Source organism: Cohnella sp. CFH 77786, from assembly GCF_019400745.1.
Taxonomy (GTDB): domain Bacteria; phylum Bacillota; class Bacilli; order Paenibacillales; family Paenibacillaceae; genus Cohnella.
Window position 1 is genome coordinate 61,910 of record NZ_WJIB01000007.1, and the last position, 22,717, is coordinate 84,626.

The window sequence follows — 22,717 nt, forward strand, 5'->3', positions numbered from 1 at the left end:
AATATGTCAGGGACTGTCATATTCATTTCGCAACGAACCTTGGAGTCGCTATTGATCTCTTGTCCGGGCAGGATCGTCTCCTCCCGATTATCCGCACTCGACCATGGGTGCAAGTCACTCCGAAGACGCCAAACACATATGTTGTAATGCCTGGATTCATGTCTGCCTGCCCCTTCCTTGTAAATATGCCTTTGCAAAGGGTGAGCGTATTGCCTTACAGTTCCGCATCGGGTAAAGCCTGGAGCAACCGGCTCATTCGCCGCATCATGGCTAATTGCCGCCACCGGTCAATTCTCGACGTAGGCGCAGGGGCCGGATTCTATTCCGACGACCTTCGCCCCCGGCTTCCCGGCGTTCGGTTTGTAGCGGTTGAAATTTGGAAGGACTATATCCTTGAATTCAATCTGGATCGGAAATACGACCGGGTTCTCAATCTCGATATCCGGGAATGGTCTCCCGATGAAGCATTTGGAATCACCATCTGCGGTGATGTATTAGAGCACATGAGCAAGAACGATGCCATCGCGACCTATAAGAAACTGCTGAACAGCAGCGAATTCATTGTCTTAAGCATTCCGGTCGTTCCGTATCCGCAGGGAGAATACCGCGGCAATCCTTATGAACGGCACATCAAGGATGACTGGAGCCATCGCGAGGTTATGGAGTCTTTCCCCAACATCGCCATTTGCAGGGTTGAGAACGAACTGGGCGTTTACATCGGATGGAACCCCGATCTGCATACCGCCGCGGAGATTGCGGAAGCCAACCGTCCGATCATCGGAATCTATGGCATCTACAAGAATGAAGAGAAGTTTATCGAGCGCTTCTTGGATTCCACGAAGCAGGCGGACGAAATCGTCTTATGCGATACCGGCTCAACCGACGAAACCAACGAACGGATTCAACGGTTCACGGAGAAACATCCCGAAGCACCGGTGAAGACATTCTCCATACACGTATCCCCCTGGCGATTTGATGATGCCCGGAATGCTGCTTTGTCTCTGGTGGGTTCAGACATTGATGTTTGCATCTCTATGGATATCGACGAATATCTCATGGAAGATTGGAAGGCTTATTTGATCCGCCATTGGGAATACGGCATTACCCGATATCATCATCGGTTTAAAACATTCTGGTCTCCCGAACATCATACCGAACATTTGCATAATCGCATTCATAGCAGGACGGGATATACATGGAAGTTGCCCATTCACGAAATTTTGGAAAGCCATGCGGAAGAGAAAGTCAAGTTCCTGGATGATTTCTACATGTTTCAGGAGCCGGATCAGCAGAAATCCAGAAGCTACTATCTCCCCTTATTGCTGCAGTCTGTTCGTGAGCGCAAGGATATTTGGAAATCTTGGAGCTTTCTAGCGATAGAATATCTCGCGCGCGGAGAATGGAATGAAGCCCGGCAAGCCATAGAAACCGCGCTCGCGATTGCCGACAGCGATAAAGCCTACTTGTATTTGCAGCTGCACGAGGTTTACAGGAATCAAAGGAACTCCTCCATGGCTCTATTATGCCTCAACAACGCGATTCTTCACCTGCCGGACCGGAGAGAACCTTATGTGAAGAAAGCCTTGTATTTAAATGAGTTGGAAAGAAACGGGGAAGCCTTATTCGCATTAAACGAAGCCGAACGGTTGACGAGCAAAATCATTGACTACCACTTTACTCCGATCGCATGGGACCCGGAATTCTCTCGCTTGAAAACCAAAATCGGGGAACTCGCTCGGATGGAAAGCGGGGCCATCTCATGAAGCTGAAAGTAGCGGTTTACGCCATTTCGAAAAATGAAGAGCAATTCGTCGATCGGTGGATGGATTCCATGAAGGAAGCGGACTTGGTCGTCGTAACCGATACGGGATCCATGGATGGAACCGCAGCGAAGCTGGAATCCCGAGGGGCGGTCGTCCATCGAATCCATTTGAATCCATGGCGTTTCGATGTGGCCAGGAATATCTCTCTCCAATTTGTCCCCCGGGATATCGACGTCTGCGTGTGTACGGATTTGGACGAAGTGTTGGAGCCCGGCTGGAGAAAGAAGCTGGAAGCGGCCTGGACCCCGGACATGACCCGGTTAAAGTACATGTACACGTGGAACTTCCTGCCTGACGGAAACAGGGGAGTCACTTTCTGGTACGAGAAAATTCACAGAAGGAACGGATTCCGGTGGACGCATCCCGTTCATGAAATTCTCGCCTACTACGGAGACGATCCGGACGTATACGGTTGGGAAGCCGGAATCCAATTAAACCATTATCCGGATCCGGCAAAATCCCGTGGTCAATACCTCCCCTTATTGGAGCTGGCGGTAAAAGAAGATCCCGAGGACGACCGAAATATGCACTACCTGGGACGGGAGTATATGTATTACGGGATGTGGGACAAATGCATCGAGACCTTGAAGAAGCACCTTGCCTTGCCGCGCTCGCGATGGAAGGACGAACGATGCGCTTCCATGCGATATATCGCCAGAGCCTGCAAAGCAAAGAACGATATATCCGAAGCGAAATGCTGGTTGTATAAAGCCATTGCCGAGGCCCCGAATTTAAGAGAACCATATGCGGAAATGGCTCAATTGGCTTACGAAGCAAGGGATTGGCCCGCGGTTTATCATATGGTGGAAGAAGCTTTGCGCATTATTGAGCGTCCCCTGTCCTATATAAGCGAATCGTTTGCATGGGATTTTTCGCTTTACGATTTGGGAGCACTAAGCTGCTATGAATTGGGGATGTACGAGAAAGCTTATCGGTTTGCGGAACAGGCTGTGAAGATGGCCCCGAATGACCAGCGATTGAGAAGCAACTTGGAGATCATTTCGGAAAAAATAAAAGCAGGGCTCTAGGTGCAGCGCGCAGCAAGAGCCCTGTTTCTTTCACAACGGAATGCATCCCTTAGCTGATTCTTACGAGTCGGATCGAAGAGTTAACGATCGTTTGCCCATCTGATGTCGGAGGCAGGGTATCGGATGTTGCGCCGACATTGCGGAGCGTAAGCGTAGATCCGGCAGGAATGGTAAGGATGGAAGAACCAACGAGTGTTTGAACATCGCTGCCGCCGCCGGTTTGGTCGCCGAATCTCGTAGAGGATTGTACAACGCCGTTGAGCACAATCGCGTACGCGGTTTGGCTGGCTCCGTTCGTGGTTACTTCGTAAATAATCATATAATCGCCTGCGACGGCTACGGTAACGGGTGCCGTTCCCGGGGTATGCGCGACGCCTCCCGAAGAGGGTCCGTTTGAACTGAATGTGATATCTGCGCCTGCAGGCACAATAACAGTTGCCGCAGCGGTATTGAAAAAATATCCGTAGGAAGACGTTGTGGCTGGACCGGTGGGTCCGGTTGCGCCTGTTGGGCCGGTTGGACCGGTTGGGCCAGTCGGTCCAGTCGGTCCAGTCGGACCCGTCAGACCGGTCGGGCCGGTTGGACCGGTTGGGCCGGTTGGGCCGGTTGGGCCGGTCAATCCTGTTGGCCCTGTGGGTCCGGTCGGTCCAGTTGGACCGCTTGCTCCGGTTGGGCCGGTCGGTCCCGTTATTCCGGTGGGTCCAGTTGGACCCGTTGGGCCAGTCGGTCCCGTTATTCCGGTGGGTCCGGTTGGACCCGTTGGGCCGGTTGCTCCCGTTATTCCGGTGGGTCCGGTTGGACCCGTTGGGCCGGTTGCTCCCGCTATTCCGGTGGGTCCAGTTGGACCCGTTGGGCCGGTTGCTCCAGTCGGTCCAGTTGGGCCAGTCGGACCCGTTATTCCAGTGGGTCCGGTTGGACCCGTTGGGCCAGTCGGTCCCGTTATTCCAGTGGGTCCGGTTGGACCCGTTGGGCCAGTCGGTCCCGTTATTCCGGTGGGTCCAGTTGGACCCGTTGGGCCGGTTGCTCCAGTCGGGCCGGTTGGGCCCGTTATTCCGGTGGGTCCAGTTGGGCCAGTTGGGCCCGTTGCTCCAGTCGGGCCGGTTGGGCCGGTGTCACCCGTCGGGCCAGTTGCTCCAGTCGGGCCCGTTATTCCGGTGGGTCCTGTTGGACCCATCGCGCCGGTTGCTCCTGTCGGTCCCGTCGGGCCGGTATCGCCCGTCGGCCCAATTGGGCCGGTCGGTCCCGTTAATCCGGTGGGTCCAGTTGGGCCGGTCGGGCCAGTTGGGCCGGTATCACCCGTCGGTCCAGTCGGGCCGGTTGGGCCGGTTGGGCCGGTTGCTCCAGTCGGTCCCGTTGTCCCTGTTGGGCCGGTTGGGCCGGTGTCACCCGTCTGTCCAGTCGGGCCGGTCGGTCCCGTTATTCCGGTTGGTCCCGTTGGCCCTGTCGGGCCGGTTGCTCCAGTCGGTCCAGTTGGTCCAGTATCGCCTGTAGGTCCCGTTGGTCCCGTTGGGCCGGTTGCTCCAGTCGGTCCCGTTGGGCCGGTCGGTCCCGTCATCCCGGTTGGTCCCGTTGGGCCGGTTGCTCCAGTCGGTCCCGTTGGGCCGGTCGGTCCCGTCATTCCGGTTGGTCCCGTTGGGCCGGTTGGTCCCGTCATTCCGGTTGGTCCCGTTGGGCCGGTTGCTCCAGTCGGTCCCGTTGGGCCGGTCGGTCCCGTCATTCCGGTTGGTCCCGTTGGGCCGGTTGCTCCAGTCGGTCCCGTTGGGCCGGTCGGTCCGGTCATTCCGGTTGGACCCGTTGGCCCAGTCGAACCGGTATCGCCTGTCGGACCCGACGGGCCAGTCGGTCCCGTCAATCCGGTTGGACCCGTCGGTCCAGTTGCTCCAGCCGGTCCCGTTGGTCCAGTGTCGCCCGTAGGTCCAGTTGGGCCGGTCGGTCCGGTCATTCCGGTTGGACCCGTCGGTCCAGTTGCTCCAGCAGGTCCCGTTGGTCCCGTGTCGCCTGTAGTTCCCGTTGGGCCGGTCGGTCCCGTCATTCCGGTTGGTCCCGTTGGCCCGGTTGGTCCGGTCGGCCCGGTCGGTCCTGTTGGTCCTGTCGGTCCGGTTGGTCCGGTCGGCCCTGTCGCTCCTGTCGGCCCTGTCGGCCCTGTCGCTCCTGTCGGCCCCGTTGGGCCAGTTGGTCCGACTGCTCCAGTCGGTCCCGTTGGGCCGGTATCGCCCGTCGCCCCCGTTGGTCCAGTGTCACCCGTAGGTCCAGTCGGTCCGATTGCTCCAGTCGGTCCCGTTGGTCCAGTGTCGCCTGTAGGTCCCGTTGGGCCGGTCGGTCCTGTTGCTCCAGTCGGTCCCGTTGGGCCGGTGTCCCCTGTCGGACCCGTTGGTCCGATCGGTCCCGTCATTCCGGTTGGTCCTATTGGTCCGGTATCGCCCGTTGGCCCCGTCGGGCCAGTGTCGCCTGTTGGTCCGGTTGGTCCGGTTGGTCCGGTTGGTCCGGTTGGCCCCGTTGACCCGATCGCACCCGTCGGTCCCGTTGGGCCGGTATCGCCCGTTGGCCCGGTTGGCCCAGTGTCGCCCGTTGGCCCGGTTGGCCCTGTGTCGCCCGATGGTCCGGTTGGCCCTGTGTCGCCCGTAGGTCCGGTTGGCCCTATTGAACCGATCGCACCTGTCGGTCCCGTTGGGCCGGTATCGCCCGTTGGCCCGGTTGGCCCTGTGTCGCCCGTTAGTCCCGTTAGTCCAGTTGGTCCCGTCGGTCCAGTCGGTCCTGTCGGCCCCGTTGCCCCAGTCGGGCCGGTTGGTCCCGTTGATCCGGCTTCGCCCGTCGGCCCCGTGGGTCCGGTTGGTCCGGTCGCTCCGTTTCCTGGCCCTGTGGGTCCTGTCGGCCCTGTCGGTCCTGTAGCTCCGTTTCCTGGCCCTGTGGGTCCAATTGGTCCTGTCGGTCCGGTGTCACCTGTTGGTCCGGTTGGTCCGGCTATTCCTGTCGGTCCCGTTGGTCCGTTTGCTCCGGTTGGCCCAGTCGGTCCGGTGTCACCTGTTGGTCCGGTTGGTCCGGTTGGTCCGGTTGCTCCTGTTGGCCCCGTCGGTCCGTTTGCTCCGGTTGGCCCAGTCGGTCCGGTGTCACCTGTTGGTCCGGTTGGTCCGGTTGCTCCTGTTGGCCCCGTTGCTCCGGTTGGTCCCGTTGCTCCGGTTGGTCCTGTCGGCCCCGTTGGTCCAGCCTCACCGGTTGGTCCAGTTGCTCCTGTTGCTCCTGTTGCTCCTGTTGCTCCCGTTGCTCCCGTTGCTCCCGTTGCTCCTATTGGTCCTGTTGGTCCTGTCGATCCGGTCGGCCCTGTTGCTCCAGTCGGTCCCGTTGGTCCAGTTTCACCTATCGATCCAGTCGGTCCTGTTGGCCCTGTCTCCCCTGTCGGTCCCGTTGGGCCAATCTCACCTATCGATCCGGTCGGGCCAGTTGGCCCTGTCGCACCTGTCGGACCCGTTGGTCCGGTCTCACCTATCAATCCGGTTGGTCCTGTTGGTCCTGTCGCTCCTGTCGGACCCGTTGGTCCGGTCGGTCCCGTCGGCCCTGTCGCTCCTGTCGGTCCTGTTGGCCCTGTCGCCCCTGTCGGACCTGTTGGTCCGGTCGGTCCAGTTGCTCCTGTCGGCCCGGTCGGACCAGTTGGTCCTGTCGGACCCATTGTCCCTGTCGGCCCTGTCGGTCCCGTTGGTCCAGTCTCACCTATCGGTCCGGTCGGTCCAGTTTCACCAATAGGTCCTGTCGGTCCTGTCGGACCCGTGGCTCCCGTCTCACCCGTCGGTCCGGTTGGCCCTATCGGTCCCGTTGGCCCCGTGGCTCCTGTCTCACCCGTCGGTCCGGTTGGCCCTATCGGTCCTGTCAGTCCCGTCGGCCCTGTCGCTCCTGTCGGACCCGTCGGCCCTGTCGCTCCGGTCGGTCCGGTCGGTCCCGTTGCTCCTGTCGGACCCGTCGGCCCTGTCGCTCCGGTCGGTCCGGTTGGCCCTGTCGCTCCGGTCGGTCCCGTTGGCCCTGTCGCTCCGATCGGTCCCGTTGGCCCTGTCGCTCCGATCGGTCCCGTTGGCCCTGTCGCTCCGGTCGGTCCCGTTGGCCCTGTCGCTCCGGTCGGTCCCGTTGGCCCTGTCGCTCCGGTCGGTCCCGTTGGCCCTGTCGCTCCGGTCGGTCCCGTCGGTCCTGTCGCTCCGGTCGGTCCCGTCGGTCCTGTCGCTCCGGTCGGTCCCGTCGGTCCTGTCGCTCCGGTCGGTCCCGTCGGTCCTGTCGCTCCGGTCGATCCCGTCGGTCCTGTCGGTCCTGTCGGTCCTGTCGCTCCGGTCGGTCCCGTCGGGCCTGTCGCTCCTGTGGATCCAGTTGGCCCGGTCGGCCCTGTGGATCCGGTTGGTCCGGTCTCTCCTGCTGCTCCTGTCGGCCCCGTTGCTCCTGTCGGTCCGGTAGTGCCGGTTGGTCCCGTTGGTCCGGCTTCACCCGTCGGCCCTGTAGATCCGGTTGGTCCGGTCGCTCCATTTCCTGGCCCTGTGGGTCCAGTCGGACCCGTCGGGCCGGTCGCTCCGTTACCTGGCCCTGTGGGACCTGTCGGTCCTATTAGTCCGGTTTCTCCAGTCGGTCCCGTAGCTCCCGTTGGTCCGGTTGGTCCGGTTTCTCCAGTCAGTCCCGTTGCTCCCGTTGGTCCGGTTGGTCCGGTTGGTCCGGTTTCTCCAGTCAGTCCCGTTGCTCCCGTTGGTCCGGTTGGTCCGGTTTCTCCAGTCAGTCCCGTTGCTCCCGTTGGTCCGGTTGGTCCGGTTGGTCCGTTTGGTCCGGTTGGTCCGGTTGGTCCGGTTGGTCCGGTTGGTCCGCTTGGTCCGGTTGGACCGGTTGGTCCCGTTGCTCCCGTCGGTCCTGTCGGCCCTGTCGGCCCCGTTGCCCCTGTCGGCCCCGTTGCCCCTGTCGGGCCAGTCGGCCCAGTCGGACCGGTTGGTCCAGTTGCTCCCGTCGGTCCTGTCAGCCCTGTCGGGCCAGTCGGACCGGTTGGTCCCGTTGCTCCCGTCGGTCCTGTCGGCCCTGTCGGCCCCGTTGCCCCAGTCGGGCCGGTTGGTCCCGTTGCTCCCGTCGGTCCTGTCGGCCCTGTCGGCCCCGTTGCCCCAGTCGGGCCGGTTGGTCCCGTTGCTCCCGTCGGTCCTGTCGGTCCTGTCGGCCCTGTCGGCCCCGTTGCCCCTGTCGGGCCAGTTGCCCCTGTTGGCCCTGTTGCCCCAGTCGGGCCGGTTGGTCCAGTTGCCCCTGTGGAACCCGTTGGTCCTGTCGCCCCTGTCGGTCCGGGATCACCCGTCGGGCCGGTTGATCCGGTTGGCCCTGTCGGCCCCGTCGGACCCGTTGGTCCCGTCTCCCCTGTCGGTCCGGGGTCACCCGTCGGGCCAGTTGATCCGGTTGGTCCCGTTGGTCCTGTTGCCCCCGTTGGTCCTGTTGGCCCCGTTGGTCCTGTTGGTCCCGTTGGTCCCGTTGGTCCCGTTGGCCCCGTTGGTCCGGTTGCCCCCGTTGGCCCCGTTGGTCCGGTTGCCCCCGTTGGTCCGGTTGCCCCCGTTGGCCCCGTTGCCCCCGTTGGACCCGTTGGTCCCGTTGGTCCCGTTGGTCCAGACGGTATTACTACTGCTCCCATCGCTCCTATTGTTCCTGTCGGCCCGGTTGGCCCCGTTGGACCTGTTGGACCTGTTGGACCTGTCGGACCGGTTGGACCGGTTGGACCGGTCGGTCCCGTCGGCCCTGTGAGCCTCAGCGGTACGATTCCCGTCGGTCCCGTTGCTCCGGTCGGACCCGTCGGTCCGGTTGGTCCGTTTGCGGAACCCGTTGGACCCGTAGGCCCGGTTGGACCGGTTTCACCGGCAATTCCCATAGAGCCAGGAGTTCCTGGAATCCCGGTGGCTCCAGGGGGACCGGGTAAACCCGGTGGACCCTGTGGGCCAACGGGGCCGCGCTTCCCTCTAATTATTCTTCTATTCTTATGTCGATGCGACTTTCGGTGTTTGTTTCGTTTATTCTTATGGCGTTCAGATTTTCTTCCGCGCTCTCGATTCTTCTTTTTTCGTTTAGGGAGATAACGTGCATGGAAGTCACGTATACGGAGGTGACGTTTGCGGTGGTGATGAATGCGGATGTGACGTTTTTTTTTCGCAACGGAAGATTTCGTTATTCTGCTTTTCACACCCATTCTTCACCTCCCGAATCATTGTATAAACAATCGGAATAGAACGTTTTAGGCCGTTAACCAAAATCAAGGAATCGATATCGTACTTGGGGACCGGCCTAACGATGTCCAGAATTCGTCTCCGAAAAAAAATGACCCGCTGATTACGCGGGTCTAAAATCACCTATTCTCGTCAAACGCCGTGTTTTCTTCCGTAAATCAATACACGGACTTCCACTCCGTGATGTTCGACGCATCGAACTTGAACGGATCGCCGAGCATGATTTGCGTGCCGTCGCCGTCCTGGACGACTACTTTCTCGCCCAGCGTGCCGGCCGTGATCTTCTCGCCGACCTTGCCGGTCAGCGTACCTTTGACGAGCCCGTCAGCGACGTAGCCGGACAGATACCCGACATCGATCGGATTCCACAAGTACATCCATTGGCAAACGCCGCTTTCGATGTATTCCGCCATCTCGCTCGGCAAGCCGAGGCCTGTCAATTGCACCTTGCCTTTGAGCCCTTTGTCGGTGAGCACTTTGCCCGCGGCCGCGATCCCGACCGTCGTCGGCGCGATGATGCCTTTGAGGTTCGGGTACGATTTCAGCAGCGCTTCCGTCTCGGATACGCTCTTGTCGCGGAGGTCGTCGCCGTAAGCGACTTTCACCAGCTTGATTTTGCTGTATTTCGGATCCTCGAGCTCTTTCTTCATCCACTCGATCCAAGTGTTCTGGTTCGTCGCCTGGGAGGTCGCGCTGAGGATGGCGATTTCGCCTTCGCCGCCGATCATCTCGGAAACGCCTTGGATCAGCGTGCGCCCGATCCGCTCGGGATCCGCCTGGTTCACGTGGACAAGGCGGCTCGCCGCGTTAACGGCGGAATCGAGCGACAGCACCTTGATGCCCGCGTTCATCGCTTTCTCCAGGGCCGGCTGCAGAGCGTCCGGATCGTTGGCGGCGATCGCGATAGAGTCGACCTTCTGGGAAATCAATTCCTCGATCATCTGGATTTGCGCTTCCGCCGTCGGCTGATCCGGCGCCTTCAGGATGGCTTCCCCTCCTACTTCCTCTATGGCTTTCTTGAAGCCTTCCATCATCTTCTCGCCGTAGGGGTTGCCCGTGTTTTTGAAAATGATGGCGAACTTCTTCTTCGCGCCCCCGCCGTTCCCGGAAGGCGACTCACTTGAACTTGCGCTCGCGCTCGCGCTGGGCGATTCGCTTACAGCCGCCTGGCTGGGACTTGCGCCGCCCTCCGAATTGCCGCTTTTGCCGCAGGCGGCGAGCAGCGTCAACATCATAACCGCGATCAGACCGATAACCCCATGCTTTTTCTTCACTTGCTGTTCCTCCCTTGTTCTGTTGGTGGCTATACAAAACGGCCGGAAGACCGTCATGTAACGGAGTTACGCTTTACGTACCGGAGATCGGAGCAGCTTCAGCCGGGGAATCGCCACGGCGAAAATCAGCAGCAGCCCGAGGATGATGAGCAGCGACTGCGCGGAGACGTTGATCAGGCCGAGTCCGTAGCGGAGATACCCGATCAGGAACACCGCCAGGATGGCCCCGATCATCCTCCCTTTGCCCCCGGCGGTGCTGACGCCGCCGAGCACGACCATGGCGATGACCTCCAGCTCGTAACCCGTCGCGATGTTCGGGCGGCTGCTCCCCATCCGGGCCGTCAGGAACAGGGCGGTGACGGCGGACATGAAACCGGCCAGCGTGAAAACGACGACCTTGATCCGGTCGACTTCGACTCCGGAGTACCGGCTTGCGGTCGCGTTGTTGCCGATCGCGTAGACCTTGCGTCCGAACGCCGTCTTATGAAGCAGCCACCCGAACGCGACCGCGAAAACCGCGAATACGAGCAAAATGAAGGGAATGTTCCCCACATAATCCCAGCCGAGGAACTTGAACCATTTGGGAAACTTGCCCGCCGCCTGGTCCTCCAGCAGGATGTAGGCGATACCCCGGTAAATGATCATGGTGGCGAGCGTCACGATGACGGAAGACAGTTCCTTGAACTTCACGATCAGCATGCCGTTGATCCACCCGCACGCGGTTCCGACGGCCAGACAGACCATCATGGCCCATTCCATCGGCATGCCATGGCTGTATAGATCCGCCATCGTGACGGAGGATAAGGCCACGATCGAAGCAACGGAAATGTCGATATCGCCCATCAGGATGATGAACACCATCGGAAGCACGATGAACGCCTTGTCCAGGAAGCCCATCGTCGCGTCTCTCAGATTGCCGTAATCCAGGAAAAATTCGGACAGGCTCGCGTTCAACGCGAACACGATCAGAATGAGGACGACAAGCAGCCACTCCCATTGAAGAACGAAACCTCTCCACGACCATTCCTGCTTGTTCGGAATCACACGGGGCTCCACGGCTAGATCTTCCTCCTCATCAGGTTGTTGCGGTCGATTCCCCGCTTCACCAGCGCGTTGATCAGCACGGCGATCAGGATGATCGCGCCTTGGATGAACATCTGCCAGAACGCGGAGACGTCGATCATCGGCAGCGCGTTGTTCAGAATGCCGAGGAGCACGGAGCCGAGCACGATGCCGGAAATTTTGCCTACGCCGCCTGCTATGCTTACGCCGCCGAGGACGCAGGCCGCAATGACGCTGAGCTCGTATCCCGATGCCGTATCCCCTTGCGCGGAGGCGAACTTCGACACCCAGAGCACGCCCGCGAGTCCGGACAATCCGCCCATGATCGTGTAGACGAGCCACAGGATTCTGGCGCTATGGATCCCGCTGACGGCCGCGGATTCCGGATTGCTGCCCACGGCGTAGATTCTGCGGCCGGTCCGCGTATGGCTCACGAAATAATAGGCAACCGCGTAAACGAGGATGGCGATCGCGATCAGGTTGTTGATGCCGAGCAACGACCCGGTGGCGATGTTCTTGAAACTGTCGGGCATCTGATGCGCGCTGACCCACTTGCCTCCGCTCGACTCGAACGTGAGCCCGCGGAACACGTTCATCATCCCGAGCGTAGCGATGATCGGCAGGATGTTGACCCAAGCGACCAGTACCCCGAGCGCCATGCCGCAAACAAGTCCGATTCCCGTTCCGATCCCGATGGCGGCAAGCGGAGAGAGTCCCGGGGAATGGCTGACGGCAAGCGCCGCGGTCATGCCCGAGAGCGCCAATGTAGCGCCGATCGAGAGATCGATTCCTCTCGTCACGATGACGAGCATCATGCCGACCGCGAGAATGCTCAGGATCGCGGTATTGGTGATCATGTCGTTGATGTTCTCCCACGTCAGGAAACTCGGATTCCGCAGCTGGACGCCGACCGACATCAGTACGATGAAGACAAGCAGACCGAGTTCGCGGAACTTGGCGATTTTCGCGCTCATGCCTCCGCCCGCCTTTGCCCGTAAGAATTTGCCCCGTCGTCCATCGATGCCGCCAGGATCGCTTCCTGCGTCAAACCTTCGCGGTTCAGCGCGGCGGCAATTCGCCCTTCCCGCATGACGGCGACGCGGTCGCACATCCCGATGATCTCCGGCATCTCGGACGAAACGAGGATTATGCCGTATCCGGCGCAAGCCAAATCGCCGATGATCTCGTAAATCGCCGACTTCGCGCCGACATCCACGCCCTTGGTCGGTTCGTCCAGGATGAGCACGTCCAGCTCCGCCGTCAGCAGCTTGGCGAATACGACCTTCTGCTGGTTCCCTCCCGATAGGGAGCTCACGAGGTCGAACACGCTTCTCGCCTTGACGCTGACCTTCTCCGCCAGCCGCTTGGCGATCTCCAGCTCCTTGCGGATCTGAAGCGCGCCTCTGCCCGAGATCTTCTCCAGCGCGGGCAGCGAAATGTTCCGCCCGATCGCCCATTGCAGCACGAGCCCTTGCTTCTGCCGGTCTTCCGGCAAATATCCGATCCCGCGCCGCATCGCTTCCCGCGGGCTCCGAACGCGCATTTCTTCCCCTTTCAGGAAAATGCGGCCTTTGTCGTGGCGCGTGATCCCGAACAAGGATTGGCACACTTCGGTCCGGCCGGCTCCCACCAAGCCGGTTAAGCCCAGAATCTCTCCGCGCCGGAGGGTAAACGAGACGTCCGCGAAATATCCCGTTCGGCCCAGTCCCTCCACTCGGAGCAGTTCCTCCCCGATCCCCGCTTCTTTTTTGGGAAACAGCTGCGAGATTTCGCGGCCGACCATGGCGATGATCAGGTCATGGTTCGAAATTTCGTTCACGTTCCAGGTGCCGATATAACGGGAATCCCGGAACACCGTTACCACGCTCGCCAGCCGGTACATGTCCTCGAAGCGGTGGGAGATGAAAATGATCGATTTCCCCTGATCCCGAAGCCGTTCGGCGATCCGGTACAATTCTTCGCTCTCGCTTCGGGTGAGCGCGGCCGTCGGTTCGTCCATGATGATGATTTTGGCGTCCACGGACAACGCCTTGGCGATTTCGACGATTTGCTGCTGCGCGACGCTCAGCGCCCCCATCTGGATCTTCGGGCTGAAACCCGCTCCCAGCTCCCGCAGGAGGCGACCCGCCTCCTCGTGCATATCCCGCCAGAGGATGCGTTTCGTTCCCTTGGCGATTTTCTCGTGACCCATGAAAATGTTCTCGGTCACGCTCAGGTCGGGGTAACACGTCACATGCTGGTAGATCGCGGCGATCCCCGCCTTCTTGGCGTCCGTCGGATTCCGGAACGAGACCTTGCGGCCGTTCAGGAACATCTCGCCCTCGTCGGGGGCGTGCACGCCCGTGATCACCTTGATGAAGGTCGATTTGCCCGCTCCGTTCTCGCCCATCAGAGCGTGGATTTCGCCGGGCCTGAGCTTGAAATAGACGTCGTCCAGCGCTTTCACGCCCGGAAATATTTTGGTAATGCCTTTAAGCTCCAATACGTATTCGGTTCCCGCCACCGCTGTCTCCCCCTTTCGATCGGTCTGTCGTATCGTGCGTGCGGCTATACAACCAAACTACCGCATCGGGCTGCTCGCCAGAAGGCGACAGCTTTCGGATCGGGGGGAAATCCTTCGGAGATTGACGGGGATGCCATGTGTTCTTCGCTTTTCGGTGGAACAGGTGAACGGAAACAAAAAAGATCCGGCATCCGCCGGACCTCCCAAATTCATTCACTGCATTTCCTATTTCAGGTAGAACACTTCCCGCATCGGCTTGATCGGTTCCGCTTCGTTGAAATCGAAAGACCCTTCCACCATCTTCGAAGTGATCGCGTTCCAGCGGTTGCATGCCTCGTTCTTCGCGATGTAATCGAACGCGGCTTGCACGTCGTCGCACTCGAAGCAGTAGAAAAACCGGTTGCCCTGCTGGAAAATCGAATAATTGCGGATGCCCGCCTCGGTGTGCGCCTGCATGATTTCCGGCCACGGATTCAGGTGCATCTCCACGTATTCCTCTAAACACTCCGACTTGACCTTCCAAGTCCATGCGAATTTGCGGCTGTTTTCCATCTTCTCGTCCTCCTCAGATTCCGGCGTTGTCCCGATATTGGGTGGGGGTCTGCCCGGTCCATTGCTTGAACAGGCGGCTGAAATATTTGGCGTCCTGATAGCCGACCCGGGGGCTGACGTCGGATAGCTTCATCCCGGGGTCAAGCAAGAGCTCCTTCGCTTTGCCGATCCGCAGCGCGGTCAGATAGTCCAGTATCGTTTCCCCGGTCTGCAGCTTGAAGCACTCGCAAAAATAGGTCGGATTCATGTGTACCTGGTCGGCGATCTTCTTGATCGTAAGGTCGTGCCCGAGGTGCTCCCTGATCCATGCCTTGGCTTGTTCCACCGGCCCTGCGCTGCCGGAATCGCGGGACGCTTCGATGTCCCGGATCGCTTGGCCGGCCAGCCGGTTCACCTGCCGCTTTAACTCGGACAGATGGGCCGCCTTCTTGAGCTGTGCCAATTCCTGCTCCACCGGAGTGGATCGGCCGATGCTTCCCTGGCTCTCCACCCGGGCGGAATGGATGAGGATCACGACGTTCTGCAGCACCGATTGCAGCAGCTCGGGGGAGTCCAGCCGTTCCAACTTGTCGAACAGCTTGTCGACCAGCTCCGCGGATTGCGACGCCCGGGTTTGCTCGATGCTGCGCTTGAGCTGCTGAGCCAGCGCAAGGAAGTCGGATGATGCGTTGACCCGGTTATCGGCCTTTTCCTGCGCCGGACGGAATACCTGGTTGTCTCCGTAAATCAGCCGGTAATTCATTAGATGGAGTGCCTGCCGCTTGGCGTCCGGGAGCAAATACAAATCCTCGAAGGGCTCCCCGAAAGAGACGGACACCGAGAAAGGCGTGTAAGTACGGATGGCGGACCGGATCCGTTCGGCCATCGCGTACGCGTCCTCCCCGACATCGCGTTCGGCATCGCCGGACTGAAGCAGCGTCCAGAAGTCGGAATCGGCACCTCGCCAATACCACGCCTGCCGGTCCGCCCCGTCCGCGAAGGAACCGGCGATTTCCCCGATCATATTTTCGAGAGCATAGTAGTAGGCCTTCCAGTCCTTCGCCGAATAGCTGCGGGCCTTGACGGGAAGCGTGTCCAACCGGATGCACGACAAGAGGTAACGGCCGGTCGGAAATTCTTCCACCCAATATCCGAAGCTCGCCAGGTCCGCCTCCGCGGACGTGACGGCGGCTAACGTGCGAGATTGGCGGCTCTCCTTGAGTTTGGCCGCTTCCTTCTCCATTTCGCCCCACTTCAGGACCCGGTAACGCCCGCTCGCGATTTGGTTCCGGATATCGGCCATCCGCTCCCGGAATTGCTCACGGTCCACCGGCTTCAGCAAATAATCGAGCGCCCCCTCCCGCAGAGCCGACCGCACGTAGGCGAAATCGTCATACCCGCTGATGACGAGAGGATAGAAGGTGTAATGCTTCTTGGCTTCCCGGATCAGTTCGAGACCGTCCATTTCCGGCATTTTGACGTCGGTGATGAGCAGATCCACTCCGCCGCCCGAACGTCTCAAGTATTCGAGGGCTTCGAACCCGTCGCTCACGGCGGCCGCCACTTCCCAGCCCTCTCCGCAGGAAAGGACGAGCCGCTCGATCCCCCTGCGGATGCGGGCTTCATCGTCCACGATCAACGTCCGTATCGTTTGCACGTCGTCTCCCCCCCTGTTATCCAGGCCGCCCGTTCCGTTTACTCCAACGCATGCATCACGGGGATGCGGATCGTCACTTCGGTGCCTAATCCCTTGATGCTGTGGATTTGGATCCCGTATTGCGGGCCGTGCATCATCACGATTCTCGCGTTCACGTTGCTTAAGCCGAACCCGTTGCTTCGCCCCTCGTAGCCGGCGCTGCGGAGCATCCGCTCCATCTGCTCCAGCCGCTCATCCGGAATGCCGGGCCCGTTGTCCCTCACCCGCATGACAAGATCGGTCTTGCCGGAGCGGGCGCCGAATTCCCGGCTCACGGCGATGCGGATTTCCAGCGTTTTGCGCATTTCCAGCCCGTGCTTGATGGCGTTCTCGACAACCGGCTGCAAAATGAACTTCGGCGTGTACATCGTATGCGGTTCCCGGTCGTCGAGATGAAGCTCGATCGCGAAGTCGAGCCGATCCTCGAACCGATACTTCTGGATCGTCAAGTAATCTCGGACATGCTGGACTTCTTCTCCGATCGTCACCGATTTGGACTGGTTCGAGACGGAGAAGCGGAGCATTCGGCCGAGCAGCGTCACCATCTCCACCACCGGCTCCCGTTCCCCCTCTTCCACGGCCATCCCGATCGTTTCGAGCGTGTTGTACATGAAATGGGGATTGATTTGGGACTGCAAGGCGTAGAGCTCGGCTTCCTTCTGGCGGATCTCGATCTGATAGTTCTCGCGGATCAATTCCCGGATCGTGCCGATCATGGAATTGAAGCTGCGGGCGAGCGTCCCCACTTCGTCCCCTCCCGGGACTTTCAGGTCGACCTCGAAATTCCCCCTCTCCACGGTTTTCATCAGGCTGCTCAGCCTCTGGAGAGGGCGGGTGACGTTCCAGGAGAACAACACCGCGATCAGCGAAGTGACGAGAACGATGCCGGCGAAGACGAATATCGTCACGTTCCGGACGAAATCGGTCCGCTCCGTGAGGACTTTGGCCGGGATGCTGTGCACGAGCACCCATCCCAGCGCTTGCGATTGGTTGACGCTGACGAGCCTGGACTCCCCGCCCGCCATACTGCGGAAGCTTCCGTTCTTGACCGGGTAATGGGAGATCTCCGGATCCCGTTGTCCGATCTTGCTGCGGTCCGTATGGTAAACGATTTGTCCCGCCCCGTCCATCACCCACAGCTGGGCGCGTTCGTTCGTTTCGAAATTGTGCAGGATCCCGTCGATGAACGACAAGTCGACCGCGATCAGCATGTTTCCGAGCAGCTTCCGGTTGTCGGCGTCGAACAGCGGCTTGAGCAGGAACACGTAAGGGACGTCCGAAGCGAACCGAAGGTCGATTTGTCCCGGGAGCAGGATACGCGTCCGATCGTCTCTCCCCCACTGCTCTCCGTACCGCTGCAGCGATTGCTGCCAATCCTGCTCGCGGAAGGAGATTTTCGCGCTTTGAAACAGCCGTCCGTTCGAGAGGACGTACACGCCGATGAGGTCCGGGTTGCTGCCGGCCATATAGGTCCGGGTCAAATAGCCGTTCAAAATATAGCGGTCCCGGTTCATGTCCGAACGGTTGCCATAATGGCTCCGGCGCAGAATGGCCAGGCTGTCTTCCGAGTTGAACAGCATTTCGGGCAGCTTCATCAGCTCGTTCATATGCTTGGCGATGTCGGCATTCGCTTGGTAGAGGAACTTGGGCATGTATTCTCCGATTTGCGCTTCTACCGACCTCGCATACTGCGCATAGGTCAAATAGCCGAGCAGCGACAAGGGTATGACGGTAAGGAGCAAGTAGGTGACGATGAGCTTGGAGCTGAGCCGCATGTCGCGGAAACGGAAGGTGAGTCCCCTTTTAAAAATCATACTGGTCCACGTTGTCCTTGGTAAAATCGAGAGGTTCTCCCATGATCACCATGTCCCCGTTCACCCGGATGCTCCCGACCTTATCGATTTCCTGCCCGTCCGCGGGTTTGGCGCCGTCCAGATACCGGTGGGCGAGCACGACCGTCAAATAACCGAGTTTCTTCGGGCTCCACAGCGTGGCCATCTGGGCGGAATCGTCGCGCAAATACTCCGCCATCAGATTGGGGTTGGAGAGTCCGACCACCTTGACCCGGCCCGCTTTGCCCGCCTCCCGCACGGCTTTGGCGGCTCCCGGCGGACCGACGGAGGAATTGCCGAGCAGTCCCTTGAGGTTCGGATATTCGGCCAGCAGCCGCCGCGCCTCTTCGTATGCTTTGTTTTGATCGTCGTCCGTGGGAACGACCTCCAGGAGCTTCATGTTCGGATAAAATTCCTCGTGCTGAACGCGAATCCACCGAAGCCATTCGTTCAGGTTCGCCGCCGCCAAGGATCCCGTCAGGATGGCGAATTCGCCGGATTCCCCCATGGACATGGCCATCGTATCCATCAGATGCCGTCCCAGCGTTTCCGGCTCCACCATGTTCACGAAGAACTCGCGGGCCGGAGGCTCCGTGTCCGCATCCCAAGTGATGACGCGGATCCCCTGCTGCTTTGCCTTCCGCAGAACGGGCACCAGCTTATCCGGATCGTTGGCGGATACGGCGAGCAGATCCACCTTCCGGTCGATCAAATCCTCGATGATCCGGATCTGTTCCTCCGCGTCGGCGTTCCGGGGACCCTCGAAGATGACTTCATCCCCGAACTCGGCCCCCGCCTCGCGCGCTCCTTCGGCAGCATATTGAAAATAGGGGATTTCGACGCCTTTGGGCACGATGGCGATCGTATACCGTTTCCCGGCAGGAACGGCGGTAATGGATGCGCTTTCGGAATTCGGCGGGCCGTCCATCGAGAACACAACCTCGTATGGACCGGACTTTCCGTTCCCGCAAGCGCAGAGGATGACGAAGAAAGCAAGCAGCAGAACCATCCGCCGAAACAAGCCGGTTCCTCCTCGGAAGCATGCCATATGTTCGATCATATCACGGAATCGGGGAGGCGCAACGTTCAACTCCCAAAATAACCCGACTGCCGCTTTTTGGGCAGATGACGATCTTCGGATACGGGGGACGCTTTTCGGGATTCCGGGAGAGAATGGGCATTGTGCGAATTGCGAGGCGAATTAATCGTTCCCGTCCGGTTCGGGATGAGGGAAGTGCAATTCCCCCTCGTATGAAAAAACGATGGCTGACCATTTAACAATCAACGATCAAGTATTCTCGACATGGCGAATGGCTCGAAAGATTCAAGTAAATCGAGCCAGGTTAAGGGGCTTCTCGTAATTCTACCCTGAAATGGCCCCATTTCATCCTTTTGATGGTGCCGCACAGCGGCATTGTTGTCTGTATGAAATATCGAATAGAATCGTGGAAATTCCGGCGAAAAGTCAGATTCTATTTGAAATTCGAACCCCCTCTCCTGCCGGAAACGCGAGAGGGGGGGCGGCGTGGTTCTTTATGGCATCGCCATCTTGATCATGGCGCTATGTTCGACCAGCGTACGCGCGATCTCGGAGAAGGACAATTCCTGCACGTATTGTTTTTTGCGGATCTCCGTCACGTCCTCGCGCACCAGCGCGATCTCCTTCAGCATGACGTCCGATCGTTTCTCCAAACGTTCGAAGCGGACTTCCAGCCTGTCGACGCGAGCGTCGAGGTTGTCGATTTTGACGTTTAATGCCGCGACCTCTCCTCGCAGTTCCGCAACCTCGCCGCGCAATTCCCGGATGTCATTCCTGACTTCGCTGCGGAAATTCGTGAAGTCTTGATTCATCACGTTCATGTCCTGTTTGAGCGCATTCATGTCCTGTTTGAGGACATTCATGTCCTGTTTGAGCGCATTCATGTCCTGACTGAGCATGTTCATCGCATCCAAAAGCCGGCTTGCCCACTCTTCCATAGCGTTTCCTCCATTGAGAGATGATGTACACCGGTGCTTCCAGATGTGGTCAAATCATAGCATAAGTTGGGAGAAACGGTCGACGGTCTCAAGTCCCATCCGTTTGAAAGTACAGTGAATCGAGCTATCGTACGATGCTATCCCCCTCTTAAAACGCAGCCCCCTCGCCTGTCGGAAGCGGGAGAGGGGGCGATATCTAACATGTTCAGGTTACGGCACCGGGCGGACTTGCGGGCAATCTCGAACGGACGGAGGCGGACGAGAATACGTCCGTCAGCCTTTTGAACTCCCATACGTCAGCACGGTCCGGAAAACCGCGGCTTTGCGCGCATACCGACAATCGGTAAGCCGAGTCGAGGGCGAAGGTCTTGCAGAACCATTCCGCTTGCCCGCCGCCGTCCCCGACCCGAGACGCGACCCCCGTTTCCGCCGGCAGTACGGAGAAGCCGCGCAGCGGAAGGCTCAGTCCTTTTCCGACCGCTTTCACGTAACTTTCCTTGCGTGTCCAGAAACGGCACAGCCCATCCTTGCGCTCGTCTGCAGGTAGTTCGTTGAATACCGATAATTCGGCGGGAGTCAGGATCCGGCCGGCGAGATCGAGCGGGACGGCATCCACCCCCTCGACGTCGATCCCGACGGCGGAGCGGTCGAATGCGGCGGCGACCCATTCCCCGGCGTGCGATACGTTGAAGTGCAGCCCGGCCGCGCGGTTGCCCCCGCGGCCGGCCAAAGCCGGTTTGCCGTACTCGTTCGCCGTAAACGCGATCTCATGGTTGCTCCACCCCAGTCTCTCCATCAACCAGGCTCGAACGAGCAAATCCGCGCTTAGAGTCCTCACGGCATCCTCGCGATGGCGGAACCTGAGAATACGGCTTCGTTTCTCCTCCGCCACTTTGTCCAGCAGCATGCCGAACATAGGCTCCGCGATGCCGTCGCCGACGCGAACCGCGATCACTTCCAACGGTTGTCCTCCTCTGCCTGGATCTCTTCGGTCTCCGGAAAGAAAAATCCGCTCCCGAACAATAACCCTTCCTCTCCATCTCCCGGTCCATGTCCCGGGCTCGGCGACAGCCCTTCCGGCAAAGCGGCCTTGGCCAGCTCTCCGAGCGCCGCTCGCGGATCCGCGGCCGCTCTCTCGAGCAGCTTCAGCAGACCGTCAGCCATCAGGGAGACCGTTCCTTCCGGCAACAAACGGCTGCGGAATTCGAAGACGAGCGCCAGCTTGCCGTCCCTCTCCTCCGCTTCCAGCACCAGATCCGCCTTCGCCGTGGCAAAGCTCCAGTCCAACGGCTCCCATTGCAGTTCGCCGCTCCCCGTTTCCATGGCATCGATATTCTGCATCACGAACATCGTATCGAACAGCGGATGCCGTGTCGCATCCCAGCGGAGCAGCCCCCGTTCGTCCAGCAGCTCGGCCAGCTCTTCCGCCGGCAGCCATGGATGGTCGAAAGCCTGAAGCATGCTGGTCTTAACCTCCGCCAACCAGTCGGCAAAGGAAAGAGAACGGATCGGCCGATTGCGGATCGGAAGCGTTTGAACCAGCAGCCCCGCGGTATGGTCGAGATCAGGATGCGAACGCCCCGCCGTCGGCAGGCCGGTCACGACATCCTCCGTCCCGCACCAAAACCCAAGCATCGCCTGATAGGCGGCGAGCAGCGCCATGGAAAGCGTGCACCCGGCATCCCGCGCCAGCCGCCGGAGTGCATCCGTCATCTCCCCTTCGGCTGCAAACCGGTATCGGCGTCCTTCGTCCCGCGCGGCCGGGTCGGTCAATACCGACCGATCCGCGTCCGTCGGCCAATCCAGCGAAGGAACGCCGTCCGCGAAACGGGTCAGCCAGTAGTCGAGCTCCCGGTCCCGTTCCGGTCCGGACAATATCCGGGCGAGCCACTCGCCGTAATCCTTCAACTGCGCCTTGACCGGCGGAAGCGGCCTTCCCTCGTACAAGGCAGTGAGATCCGAGACGAGCAAGCCGTTCGACAAGCCGTCCGATACGGCATGATGAATATCGAAGAGGAACAAGTGCTGCCGTTCTCCGAGCGGTACGAGACCGGTCCGGAACAAGGGAGCCCTCGCGGTGTCGAAAGGACGCAGCCAGCGGAAAGCGGCCTGTTGCCAATCTTCTTTCCCGCCGCTTCCGAAAAATACGTCCGGATCGAGCATGAGGAAGGGAGCGTCTACTGGTCCCGCAACGGTCTGAACGATCCGCCCGTCCTTCTGGCCGAAGGAGGTGCGCAGCGCTTCATGCCGCTCCGTCAACAGCTCCAAAGCCTTCCGCAGCTTGCCGGAATCGAGATCCCCTTTCAGAATCAGAGCCGCCGGCATATGGTAGGACAGGCTTGCCGGATTGCGGCTTTCGTGAATGAGCATTTGCCTTTGCGCCGGCGTCGCCGGATAGTGCGGTTTCGGCGCGGCAGGGGGGATCGGAGGATACGCCCGCTGCAACTTGCCCGACAGCATGCGGGATGCGAGCCCGCGTACGGTCGGATGTTGAAAGACCTCCTTCAGCGGCAAGCGGACGGAAAATTCCCGCTCTGCCGCGGCCGTCAGCGCAGCCGCCTTGAGCGAATGGCCTCCAAGCTCGAAGAAGTTGTCGTGGACGCCCACCCTCTCGCGCTGCAGCAATTCCGCCCATAGCGCCGCCAGCTTCTCCTCCGTCCCGTTCTCCGGCGCCGCGTATTCCGTCCCCGTCGCCATCTCTTCCTCCGGCTCCGGCAGCGCCTTGCGGTCCGCCTTCCCGCTCGCCGTCAGCGGCATCGACTCCAGCTGCACGAACGCC

15 protein-coding genes are annotated in these 22,717 nt (G+C 60.0%); 3 read left to right on the forward strand and 12 right to left on the reverse strand.

The genetic code is table 11. The annotated features are described in order from the left end of the window. The first annotated feature begins 59 nt into the window (after positions 1–59). Complete coding sequence (locus GE107_RS12430) at positions 60–1,763, forward strand: glycosyltransferase (protein ID WP_219640297.1); 1,704 nt, start codon at positions 60–62, stop codon at positions 1,761–1,763. Then, a complete protein-coding gene (locus GE107_RS12435) occupies positions 1,760–2,851 on the forward strand; it encodes a tetratricopeptide repeat-containing glycosyltransferase (protein WP_219640298.1) in 1,092 nt (363 codons plus the stop codon). Before GE107_RS12430 ends, GE107_RS12435 begins: the two co-directional genes overlap by 4 nt. Positions 2,852–2,900: 49 nt before the next feature. On the opposite strand, the gene GE107_RS26565 is transcribed toward GE107_RS12435, so the two are convergent. Beyond that, positions 2,901–7,595 carry a BclA C-terminal domain-containing protein gene (locus GE107_RS26565; RefSeq protein WP_483298239.1) on the reverse strand — a complete coding sequence of 1,565 codons (4,695 nt, stop codon included), beginning with the start codon at positions 7,593–7,595 and terminating at the stop codon, positions 2,901–2,903. A 32-nt stretch (positions 7,596–7,627) separates the two neighbouring features. Between GE107_RS26565 and GE107_RS27415 the strand changes: the two genes are divergently transcribed. Then, on the forward strand, positions 7,628–8,587 hold the full coding sequence (locus GE107_RS27415; protein ID WP_483298238.1) for a hypothetical protein: 960 nt from the start codon (positions 7,628–7,630) through the stop codon (positions 8,585–8,587). Between the two features lie 634 nt (positions 8,588–9,221). On the opposite strand, the gene rhaS is transcribed toward GE107_RS27415, so the two are convergent. From rhaS to GE107_RS12510, 11 genes are all read right to left on the reverse strand, one after another. After that, a complete protein-coding gene (gene rhaS, locus GE107_RS12460; RefSeq protein WP_370636395.1) occupies positions 9,222–10,337 on the reverse strand; it encodes a rhamnose ABC transporter substrate-binding protein in 1,116 nt (371 codons plus the stop codon). A 66-nt stretch (positions 10,338–10,403) separates the two neighbouring features. Next, positions 10,404–11,393 (reverse strand): ABC transporter permease, encoded by a 990-nt coding sequence (locus GE107_RS12465; protein ID WP_219640301.1) that lies wholly within the window; start codon positions 11,391–11,393, stop codon positions 10,404–10,406. Between the two features lie 2 nt (positions 11,394–11,395). Beyond that, complete coding sequence (locus GE107_RS12470; protein ID WP_219640302.1) at positions 11,396–12,373, reverse strand: ABC transporter permease; 978 nt, start codon at positions 12,371–12,373, stop codon at positions 11,396–11,398. Next, positions 12,370–13,902, reverse strand: coding sequence for a sugar ABC transporter ATP-binding protein (locus GE107_RS12475; RefSeq protein ID WP_219640303.1), 1,533 nt, complete (start codon positions 13,900–13,902; stop codon positions 12,370–12,372). Before GE107_RS12475 ends, GE107_RS12470 begins: the two co-directional genes overlap by 4 nt. A gap of 225 nt (positions 13,903–14,127) precedes the next feature. After that, a complete protein-coding gene (locus tag GE107_RS12480; RefSeq protein WP_219640304.1) occupies positions 14,128–14,454 on the reverse strand; it encodes an L-rhamnose mutarotase in 327 nt (108 codons plus the stop codon). A 13-nt stretch (positions 14,455–14,467) separates the two neighbouring features. Continuing rightward, positions 14,468–16,090, reverse strand: coding sequence for a response regulator transcription factor (locus tag GE107_RS12485; protein WP_219640305.1), 1,623 nt, complete (start codon positions 16,088–16,090; stop codon positions 14,468–14,470). A gap of 38 nt (positions 16,091–16,128) precedes the next feature. Continuing rightward, on the reverse strand, positions 16,129–17,943 hold the full coding sequence (locus tag GE107_RS12490; protein ID WP_219640306.1) for a sensor histidine kinase: 1,815 nt from the start codon (positions 17,941–17,943) through the stop codon (positions 16,129–16,131). Continuing rightward, positions 17,933–18,982 (reverse strand): autoinducer 2 ABC transporter substrate-binding protein, encoded by a 1,050-nt coding sequence (locus tag GE107_RS12495; RefSeq protein WP_219640307.1) that lies wholly within the window; start codon positions 18,980–18,982, stop codon positions 17,933–17,935. Before GE107_RS12495 ends, GE107_RS12490 begins: the two co-directional genes overlap by 11 nt. 512 nt (positions 18,983–19,494) lie before the next feature. Continuing rightward, a complete protein-coding gene (locus GE107_RS12500) occupies positions 19,495–19,938 on the reverse strand; it encodes a hypothetical protein (RefSeq protein WP_219640308.1) in 444 nt (147 codons plus the stop codon). Positions 19,939–20,143: 205 nt separating this feature from the next. Beyond that, entirely contained in the window at positions 20,144–20,893 is a 750-nt protein-coding gene (locus GE107_RS12505) for a 4'-phosphopantetheinyl transferase family protein (RefSeq protein ID WP_370636399.1), read from the reverse strand. After that, positions 20,890–22,717, reverse strand: a 1,828-nt coding sequence (locus tag GE107_RS12510) for a condensation domain-containing protein (RefSeq protein ID WP_255570431.1), incomplete at its 5' end; no start/stop codon positions are given. The genes GE107_RS12510 and GE107_RS12505, both read right to left, overlap by 4 nt.

Excerpts from the sequence above, each read along its gene's own strand:
- GE107_RS12435 (WP_219640298.1), top strand. The coding sequence starts at position 1,760 with ATGAAGCTGAAAGTAGCGGTTTACGCCATTTCGAAAAATGAAGAGCAA.
- GE107_RS12470 (WP_219640302.1), bottom strand. The coding sequence starts at position 12,373 with ATGAGCGCGAAAATCGCCAAGTTCCGCGAACTCGGTCTGCTTGTCTTC.
- GE107_RS12480 (WP_219640304.1), bottom strand. The coding sequence starts at position 14,454 with ATGGAAAACAGCCGCAAATTCGCATGGACTTGGAAGGTCAAGTCGGAG.
- GE107_RS12490 (WP_219640306.1), bottom strand. The coding sequence starts at position 17,943 with ATGATTTTTAAAAGGGGACTCACCTTCCGTTTCCGCGACATGCGGCTC.
- GE107_RS12500 (WP_219640308.1), bottom strand. The coding sequence starts at position 19,938 with ATGGAAGAGTGGGCAAGCCGGCTTTTGGATGCGATGAACATGCTCAGT.